This window comes from Streptomyces odonnellii (genome assembly GCF_000981895.1).
Classification (GTDB): domain Bacteria; phylum Actinomycetota; class Actinomycetes; order Streptomycetales; family Streptomycetaceae; genus Streptomyces; species Streptomyces odonnellii.
In genome coordinates, this window is the sequence record NZ_LATD01000232.1 from 44808 (window position 1) to 54145 (window position 9338).

7 protein-coding genes are annotated in these 9338 nt (G+C 71.2%); all 7 read left to right on the forward strand.

Annotated features, from left to right (window positions below; translation table 11 throughout):
- Nucleotides 1-207 precede the first annotated feature (207 nt).
- The 7 genes from WH07_RS21790 to WH07_RS21825 all read left to right on the forward strand — a co-directional run bounded on the left by WH07_RS21790 (nucleotide 208) and on the right by WH07_RS21825 (nucleotide 9315).
- Nucleotides 208-2244: an ABC transporter permease gene (locus tag WH07_RS21790; protein WP_046502604.1), complete on the forward strand. Its 2037-nt coding sequence runs from the start codon at nucleotides 208-210 to the stop codon at nucleotides 2242-2244.
- Nucleotides 2245-2327: 83 nt separating this feature from the next.
- Complete coding sequence (locus WH07_RS21795; RefSeq protein ID WP_079023431.1) at nucleotides 2328-3371, forward strand: LysR family transcriptional regulator; 1044 nt, start codon at nucleotides 2328-2330, stop codon at nucleotides 3369-3371.
- Between the two features lie 102 nt (nucleotides 3372-3473).
- Nucleotides 3474-4634 (forward strand): NAD-dependent formate dehydrogenase, encoded by a 1161-nt coding sequence (locus WH07_RS21800; protein ID WP_046502606.1) that lies wholly within the window; start codon nucleotides 3474-3476, stop codon nucleotides 4632-4634.
- A 120-nt stretch (nucleotides 4635-4754) separates the two neighbouring features.
- Complete coding sequence (locus WH07_RS21805; protein WP_046502608.1) at nucleotides 4755-6680, forward strand: NAD(P)-binding protein; 1926 nt, start codon at nucleotides 4755-4757, stop codon at nucleotides 6678-6680.
- A gap of 724 nt (nucleotides 6681-7404) precedes the next feature.
- A complete protein-coding gene (locus WH07_RS21815) occupies nucleotides 7405-8289 on the forward strand; it encodes a helix-turn-helix domain-containing protein (RefSeq protein ID WP_046502613.1) in 885 nt (294 codons plus the stop codon).
- Nucleotides 8290-8417: 128 nt separating this feature from the next.
- Nucleotides 8418-8864, forward strand: coding sequence for a hypothetical protein (locus tag WH07_RS21820; protein ID WP_046502615.1), 447 nt, complete (start codon nucleotides 8418-8420; stop codon nucleotides 8862-8864).
- Between the two features lie 250 nt (nucleotides 8865-9114).
- Nucleotides 9115-9315, forward strand: coding sequence for a hypothetical protein (locus WH07_RS21825; RefSeq protein ID WP_046502618.1), 201 nt, complete (start codon nucleotides 9115-9117; stop codon nucleotides 9313-9315).
- Nucleotides 9316-9338: the final 23 nt, after the last annotated feature.

Consider the following 9338-nt stretch of genomic DNA (forward strand, 5'->3'; position numbering starts at 1 on the left):
GTCGTACGCGTGTCGTACGGAGACGCTCGATACGAGCCATGCGTGCGTCATACGGGCCGTACGTGCGTTCTCACCGTGTCACAGGGCTTGTCCGGGACGTAGGACCGGGCAAGCCTGTTCTTCATCCGCAGCGCCCGTGCCACCGACCCGTACCAGCGCACCGCACCGCCCTCGCACCACCGCAGCCCCCCCCAGCCCAGGAACCCGATGAGCCGCTCACGCACCCGCAGCACCGGTACCCCCCTCGCACTCGCGGTGCCCGCGGTGCTCGCGATCGCGTTTCTGCTGCTGCCGCTGATCGGGATCCTCGCCCGTACCTCCTGGGCCGACCTCGGTACGCATCTCACCAGCCCGGAGGTCGTCCAGGCGCTCGAACTGTCGCTGCTGGTCTCCTTCTGCTCGCTCGGGCTGTCCCTGGTGCTGGGGGTGCCGCTCGCCTGGCTGCTCGCCCGGGTGCGGCTCCCCGGCAAGTCGCTGGTGCGCACCCTGGTCCTGCTGCCGATGGTGCTGCCGCCCACCGTGGGCGGTGTCGCGCTGCTGCTGGGCTTCGGCCGGCGCGGGCTGCTGGGGCCCTGGCTGGAGGAGACATTCGGGCTCACCCTGCCGTTCCACACCTCGGGCGCCGTGGTCGCCTCGACCTTTGTCGCGATGCCGTTCATGATCATCAGCCTCGAAGGCACTCTCGCCGGGCTGCGGCCCGCGTACGAGGAGACCGCCGCCTCCCTGGGCGCGCCACCGCTCCGGGTGTTCCTCACCGTCACTCTGCCGATGGTGGCCCCCGGGCTCGCCGCGGGCGCCGCGCTGACCTGGGCCCGCGCGCTCGGTGAGTTCGGCGCGACGATCACCTTCGCGGGCAATCTGCCCGGCACCACCCAGACCCTGCCGCTCCAGGTCTATCTGCTGCTCCAGGACTCGCCGGAGGCCGCGACCTCCGTGTCGCTGCTGCTGCTCGCCATCGCCATGGGCGTGCTGATCGCCCTGCGCGGGCGCTGGACCCCGGGCGCCGCCGTGGACCGTACGCCCCGGCCGGAACCCGTTTCCGGCAACGACGCGGCCGATACAGCCGACATGGCCGACACAGCCGGCGCCGCGGACACAGCCGGTACGGCAGGTACGGCGGGTACGAAGGCGCCGCCTGGCGGCCCGTCCCTGTCTACCGGCCCGTCCCTCGCCGGCATACCCGCGCCGCCCGAGCCCTGCGGGCTGCACGCCGAGGTCAGCGGCTTCAACCGGCTCACCCTGGACGCCGGCCCCGGCACCACCATCGCCGTCGTCGGCCCCAACGGCGCCGGCAAGACCACCCTGCTGCGCGCCCTTCTCGGGCTCACCCCGCGTGCCCACGCCGAACTGCGCCTCGGCGATCTGGATGTGACCGCCCTGCCGCCGCACCGGCGCGGGGTCGCCTGGGTCCCCCAGGACGGCGCGCTCTTCCCGCATCTCAGCGCGCTCGCCAACACCGCGTACGGTCTGCGCGCCCAGGGCGTGCGCCGGGCCGAGGCCCGCCGTACCGCTCAGCGGTGGCTCGACCTGCTCGGCGTCGGCCGTCTCGCCCACCGTAGACCGCACCAGCTCTCCGGCGGCCAGGCCCAGCGGGTCGCGCTGGCCCGCGCACTCGCCGCCCGGCCCCGGCTCCTGCTCCTGGACGAGCCGCTGGCCGCGCTCGACCAGACCACCCGTGCGCGCGTACGGCACACCCTGCGCGGCCATCTCGACAGCTTCGGCGGAGTCTGCCTGATCGTCACCCATGACCCGGTCGAGGCCCTCTCGCTGGCCGACCGGATCCTCGTACTCGACGAAGGGCTCGCCCTCCAGGACGCGCCGCCCGCCGAGGTGACCCGCCATCCTCGCTCGCCCTGGGTGGCCAGGATGCTCGGCCGCAACGCCTGGCCGGGCACCTACGGTCCCGGCGGGCTCGAACTGAGCGGGGGCGGGCGGCTGGTCGTCGCCGCGCACGCCGACGCCGAATCCCCGGCCGACGGTACGGGCGCGCTCGCCGTCATCGCCCCGGAGGCCGTCTCCGTACACCGTGACCGGCCCGGCGGCAGCCCCCGCAACGTCTGGACGGGAACGGTACGGGAGATCACCGCCCTCGGCAGCCGTCTGCGTGTTCTGATCACCTCGGACGAGGCACCGGACCTGGTCGCGGAGATCACGCCCGAGGCCGCGGCGGAACTCGGCCTGGCCGAGGGCTCGTCGGTGTGGACCAGTGTCAAGGCGACCGAGGTGACGCTCGTCGCCATGTGAGCCGTCCGAGCCATGTGAGCTGTATGTGCGGTGTGTGCGGTGCCAGCCGTATGAGGGCCGTACCGGAGAGCAGGGAGCGAGCGATGTTGCTGCGTCAGTTGGAGTACTTGGTCGCACTGGCCAGGGAACGGCACTTCGCCCGCGCCGCGGCGGCCTGCTACGTGTCCCAGCCGTCCCTCTCCGCGGCGATCCGCAAGCTCGAACACGAGCTGGACGTGCCCATCGTGCGCCGGGGCCGCCGCTTCGAGGGACTGACCCCCGAGGGCGAGCGGGTGCTGCTGTGGGCGCACCGTATCCTCGCCGAGCGTGACGCCCTGCGCCATGAACTGTCCGCGATGCGCGGCGGTCTGGCCGGCACGCTGCGGCTGGGCGCCATCCCCACCGCGCTCACCGCGGCCTCGCTGCTCACCACATCGTTCGTGGAACGCCACCCCCGGGCGCGGGTCTCGCTCGACTCGCTTCCCTCGCGCGACATCACCCAGCGCCTGGCCGAATTCGAGCTGGACATCGCGCTCACCTATCTGGACGACGAGAGCCTCGGCCAGGTACGCAAGACCCCGCTGTACGAGGAGCGCTACCTGCTGCTGACCCCGGCCGACGGCCCGATGCAGGGCCGGCGGACCGCCCGCTGGGCACAGATCGCCGATCTGCCGCTCTGTCTGCTCTCGCCGCAGATGCGCAACCGCCTCATCATGGACGAGTACTTCGCCGCCGACGGGGTGGCCGCGGTGGCCCCCGCGATAGAGACCGATACGGTCGCCGGTCTGTACGCGCATCTCGCCGCCGGACGGTGGTCCAGTGTGATCTCGCACGCCTGGCTCCATATGTTCGGCGTCCCGGACGGGATGCGGGTGATGCCGCTGGAGCACCCGTCGCACGGCCCCCGGGTCGGCCTGGTCATCGCCGACCGCAGCCCGGAACCCGTACTGGCCAGAGCCCTGCTGGAGATCGCCAGGGAAGCAGGCGTACGAGAGGTGCTCGACGATCTCCTCGACACTTATCTGCACCCCGCCGACCTGCCGGAACAGCGCTCGGACAGCACCGCGGAGGCAACGGAACAGCGCTCGGACAGCACCGCGGATGCGACGGAACAGCGTCCGGACAGCACCGGTACGGCGTCGGGATAGCCGGGCTCTATCCCGACATAGAAAGGTTCATTTTGACCATGGTCGCGGCTCGGAGCAGGGTGGAAAGCACCTTCCCGCAGCAATCGATGAGGAGCCGCAGTCATGGCAAAGGTGCTGTGCGTGCTGTACGACGACCCGGTCGACGGATACCCCAAGACCTACGCCCGGGACGACCTCCCGAAGATCGACCACTACCCCGGCGGGCAGACCACCCCCACCCCCCAGGGCATCGACTTCACCCCCGGCCATCTGCTGGGCAGTGTCTCCGGTGAACTGGGTCTGCGCTCCTACCTGGAGTCCCAGGGCCACACGCTGGTCGTCACGTCGGACAAGGACCGGGAGGGTTCGGTCTTCGACCAGGAACTGGTCGACGCCGACATCGTCATCTCCCAGCCGTTCTGGCCCGCCTACCTGACGGCCGAGCGGATCGCCAAGGCCGAGAACCTCAAGCTGGCCATCACGGCGGGCATCGGTTCCGACCATGTCGACCTCGACGCCGCCATCGCCAAGGGCATCACCGTCGCCGAGGTCACGTACTGCAACAGCATCAGCGTCGCCGAGCACGTGGTGATGATGACGCTGTCGCTCGTACGCAACTATCTGCCCTCGTACAAGTGGGTCCTGGACGGCGGCTGGAACATCGCCGACTGTGTCTCGCGCTCGTACGACCTGGAGGGCATGCAGGTCGGCACGGTGGCCGCCGGGCGTATCGGCCTCGCCGTGCTGCGCCGCCTCGCGCCCTTCGATGTCGGGCTGCACTACACCGACCGGCATCGGCTGCCCGAGTCCGTGGAGCAGGAGCTGGGGCTCACCTGGCACGAGAGCGCCGCCGCGATGGTCCCGCACTGCGACGTGGTCACCATCAACGCGCCCCTCCACCCCGAGACGGAGGGTCTCTTCGGTGACGAGCTGATCGCCACCATGAAGCGCGGCGCGTACCTCATCAACACCGCCCGTGCGAAGATCGCCGACCGTGACGCGATCGACCGCGCGCTGCGCAGCGGACAGCTCGCCGGGTACGCGGGCGATGTGTGGTACCCCCAGCCGGCACCCGCCGACCACCCCTGGCGGACCATGCCGCACCACGGGATGACCCCGCACATCTCCGGCTCGTCGCTCTCGGCGCAGGCGCGGTACGCGGCCGGTACCCGGGAGATCCTGGAGAACTTCTTCGCGGGCACTCCGCAGCGTGACGAGTACCTGATCGTCGACAAGGGCGCGCTGGCCGGAGTGGGAGCGCACTCCTACTCGGTCAAGAGCTGACGACGAGTCACACAGGGGTCACCGCGCGCCCCCGCGGTGGCCCCGAATTCCCCTGCCCTCCACACTGTTCGTGTGACCTCACTTCCTCACCAGGTGCAACTCGGCATTCCCACGGGCCATATGATCGTCTGCGGCGACGACACCCTGGCCCAGCGGCTCGCGGGCGAGCTGCGTGATGTGTACGGCGAGCAGGTCACGCTTGTCGTCCCGCCCGCCCGCGGACACCTTCCGCCCGCCGCCCCGCTCGTGGCGCGCGGCAGGGCCTCCGCCCTCATCGGACGGATGTCGGCGGCGGTGAACCGTACGGCCGTGGCGCCGCCCGCGGGGGACGGCACCGGGCGGGCCGACGGGCCGAGGGTCATCGAGGCGCCCGCACCCGACGAGGACGTCCTCGTGGAGGCGGGGGTACGGGAAGCCGCAGCGCTCGCCCTCGTCCATGACGACGACGGGATCAATATCCGCGCCGCCCTCGCCGCCCGCCGCCTCAATCCCCAACTGCGCCTGGTCATCCGGCTGTACAACCGCAAGCTCGGCCAGCATCTGGAGGCGCTGCTCGACCAGGCCGCCGCCGTCGCCACCCCCGGGATCGACGCCGCGGCCCTCGACGCCTCCACCACGGTCCTCTCGGACGCCGACACCGCGGCGCCGGCGCTGGCCGCCACCGCCGTCGCGGGCACCAGCAAGGTCGTCAGGGCCGATGGACTGCTGCTCCGGGCCGTGGAGCGCACCCCGCCGGGCCCGGGCGAGGTCGCCGACCCCGGGCTCTGCACCCTCGCCCTGCTCTCGGCCACCACCAACGACCCGGCGGGCGCGGAGGGTTCGGACAACAGCGGGCTGGAAGGACCCCGGCTGCTGCCCGACGACGCCAGCGCCGCCGCCGCCACCGGACGGGGCATGGTGGTCCTGGAAGCCGTGACCCACGCGGGCCCCGATCTGCCCGCACGCCGGCTCGGCGGGCGCGGGGCGCCGCTGGGCTCGCTGTTCTCCCGCCGGCTGCGCTGGTCGTTCGCAGGGATCGTGCTGGCCGTACTGGTGCTGGCCATGTGCTCGTGGATCTTCACTGGGGTCCATCTGCTGCGCGCGACCTATCTCACCCTGCTCGACCTGTTCGCCATAGGGGATCCCGCCGAGGGCGAGCCGGCGCCCCGCCAGATCCTGCAACTCCTCTCCGGCGCCACGGGACTTCTGCTGCTGCCGGTGGTGATCGCGGCGGTGCTGGAAGCCCTCGGCACCTTCCGTACGGCATCCGCGCTGCGCCGCCCGCCGCGCGGGATCTCCGGGCATGTGGTGCTGCTCGGACTGGGCAAGATCGGCAGCCGGGTGCTGGTCCGGCTGCGGGAACTGCGCATCCCGGTGGTGTGCGTGGAGGAGGACCCCGAGGCGCGCGGCATCGCGCTCGCCCGCGGGCTGCGGGTGCCGGTCGTACTGGGCGATGTGACCCAGGAGGGCGTGCTGGAGCAGGCCAAGATCCAGCGGGCGCACGCCCTGCTCGCCCTGACCAGCGCGGACACCACCAATCTCGAAGCCGCGCTCTCCGCACGCTCCCTCGCGCCCGGCCTGCGGGTGGCGCTCCGGGTGTACGACGACGACTTCGCGACCGCGGTCTACCGCACCCTGCGCGCCGCCCACCCCGAGGCGCTCACCCGCAGCCGCAGCGTGTCCACCCTGGCCGCACCCGCCTTCGCCATCGCCATGATGGGGCGTCAGATCCTGGGCGCCATCCCGGTGGAGCGCAAGGTGCTGCTGGTCGCGGCCATCGATGTGGCGGGCCATCCACGGCTGGAAGGGCGTACGGTCGCGGAGGTGTTCCGGCCGGGAGCCTGGCGGATCATCGCGCTGGACACGGCGGAGCCGGGGGACCGGGTGCCCGATCTCGCGGACACCCGGCTCGACCGCGAGGGCCGCCGGCCCGCGGGGCTGGTCTGGGATCTGCACCCCGGTTATGTGCTGCACGCCCGGGACCGAGTGGTCGTGGCGGCCACCCGCCGCGGCCTGGCGGAACTGCTCGGCCGCCGCCCGTCCCGCCGTACACCGGACAGGGCCTAGGGCGTGTCTTCAAAGTAGCGTCGTCCGCCCGAAGGGCGGGCCCGGCGGCGTCTGGTGCGTGCGATCGCAAGGCGGAGGGGCGTCCTTGTACTGGACGTACTTGGATGATCCCGACAACGCGGCGAGCGTGCGTGCCAGGCGTCGCCGGGCAGACGGGACTTTGAAGACACGCCCTAGTGATGTGCGGCGGGGTCGAAGCCCTCAGGCGCCCGGTCGAGGAACGTGGTGAGGAGGCGATCCGGCCGTCCTCGTCAAGCACGATCACATCGGTCCCCATGGCGAAGGACGTGCCTTCGCCGTCGCCGGTCAGGATCTCCCACTTCAGCCTGGCGCGGTCGTGGTGGATCTGCGGCCGCTCGCGGTGGCGGAGGGAGGCGGTGCCGACGTGAGCGACGAACTGGTTCCGGAAGTCCATCAACGCCTGGGCGCCGCTGAGGACTCCGATCTCCGCGCGGTATTCGATGCCGTCGGTGAAGGTCGAAGCCGCAAGGCGGCGCTGCTCCGGCTCCGTGGCAGCGTTCCAGAACCGCAGGTATCGCTCAAGGGTGGTTTCGGCGTGCTGCTCGGCCTGCGGTGTCGTCCCGGTCATGGCGGTGGGTCCCTTCGTCTCAGGAATCGAGCTGGTACGAACCGTTCTCCTGCCCGACTGTGGCTCCGTCGGCGAGCACTGTCGATGACCTGCCGGGTCATTGCTGTCGCCCGCACACCCGTGCAGCCTGGGCACATGACGACGACCACCGAACCGGTCGGGGTGCTCGTACGGCGTTGGCGCGAGCGTCGCCGTCGCTCGCAGCTCGACGTCTCGCTCGCCGCCGAGCTGTCCACCCGGCACCTCAGCTGCATCGAGACCGGCCGGGCCAATCCGAGCCGGGACATGATCAGGCGGCTGTGCGACGAACTCGACGTGCCGCTGCGGGAACGCAACGCGTTCTATCTGGGTGCGGGCTTCGCCCCGGTGCATCCCGAGCGGCCCTTCGCTGATCTCGGCGCGGCACGGGACGCGGTGGAGGCCGTACTGACCGGGCACGAGCCGAATCCCGCCCTCGCCGTCAACGTGCGCTGGGAATTGCTGGCCGCGAACCGCGCCATGGGGGTGTTTCTCGGTGACGCGGGCGGGGAGCCGTCGCGGCAGCCGTTCAACGTGCTCAAGGCGACCCTGCACCCTGACGGCATGGCGGGACGGATCCGGAATCTCGCGCAGTGGCGTGCGCATGTGCTGCGCCGGGTCCGCCGCCAGCTGGCCCGCACCTCGGCGTCCGGCCTGGCCGAGCTGCTGGCGGAGCTGGAAGGCTACCCGCTCCCCGACAAGGACGCGGAAGAGTCCTGGGAAGCCGGGAACAGTGATGGAGACAGGTACGGGGATGGGGCCGGGGCCGGGGACGCAAGGGCCTCCTCGGGGAACGTGGTCTTCCCGGACGACCTGGTCGTTCCGTTGAGGCTGTCGACAGCGCACGGCGAACTCGCCCTGCTGTACACCACGACGGTGTTCGGGTCGCCGCGCGACGTGACCCTGGACGAGATCGCCATCGAGACGTTCTTTCCCGCGGACGCGCACACGGCGGCCTTGCTCCGCGAGCCCGGCATGATCCAAACGAGGGGCCCTGGGTGAGTGCGGCGCGCGGTTCGGGCTCGGCGTGAGCAGGTCTTCGGCGTGCGTCTCGCACGACGGGCCCCGTCCCCGGCGACCGCGCACCAACGATCACGACGATCACAGCCACCGCACTACAGGTAGGAAACATGAGCAACGTCCCCGCCCAGGAGACCCCCGAGGAAGAGGTTCCCGCGCTGCTGCTGCGCATGATTCCGGAATCCACCGGGTTCATCGCGGAGAAGTACGACGAGCCCGCGGAAGCGGCCGTCCTGACCCGGGACGCCCTCCTCGATCTGTACGAGGTGCTGACCGAGTGCTTCGCGACGCCAGTGCTGATGCCGCAGCTGGAGAGTGTGAGCCCGGATGCGGACGTGCTGGAGCGATGCTGGGATTTCGTGGAACGCATCGTGTCCCACTCTTCCGGGCATGTCGGCGGCGCCGTGTACTTCGAGGTGCTCGAACAGCTCCTGAACGCCGACGGCCTGCTGGAGGCCGCCTGGCCCTACATGAAGGACCGGACGCGGGCGCGCACCTTGATGATGCTGGACTTCTTTGACGTCCGCGTGCCCGGTATCAATCGGGACAACCCTTAGGCCGTGTCCGGCGAATCGTTATTGGACGCAGTCCCTTTGAAGGGGAGGATCGGGGGCTGCTCGTCGGATCACCACATCCCACGCCGCCAAACGATCAAGAAAGCCGTACCGGTTCCAAGATCGATTGGGCGTTCACCGGACATGGCCCGGATCACCGGGCCTGTCCGGCCGGCGGCCGCGGGGCGCCGGGGATGCGGTGGGCGTGGCCGGGAACGAGAATGGCCACACACCGGACGAACGAGGAGGCGGCATGAACGCAGAGTCCGCTGCGCGGCCGAAGGAGCACGAGGGCATCACCCCGGACCGGCTGCTGCACACCGCCGGTGACGAGGTGACCGCGGAGGATCTCGCCCTGGCCTCGGGCCGCGATCTCACGCCGGAGAACATCGAGTGGGCCAGGCGCCGGCTGGCCGAGCGGGGCCGCGCGGCCATCGAGGAACAGCTTCCGTAGCGCCACCCCCAGAGCCCCGCCCC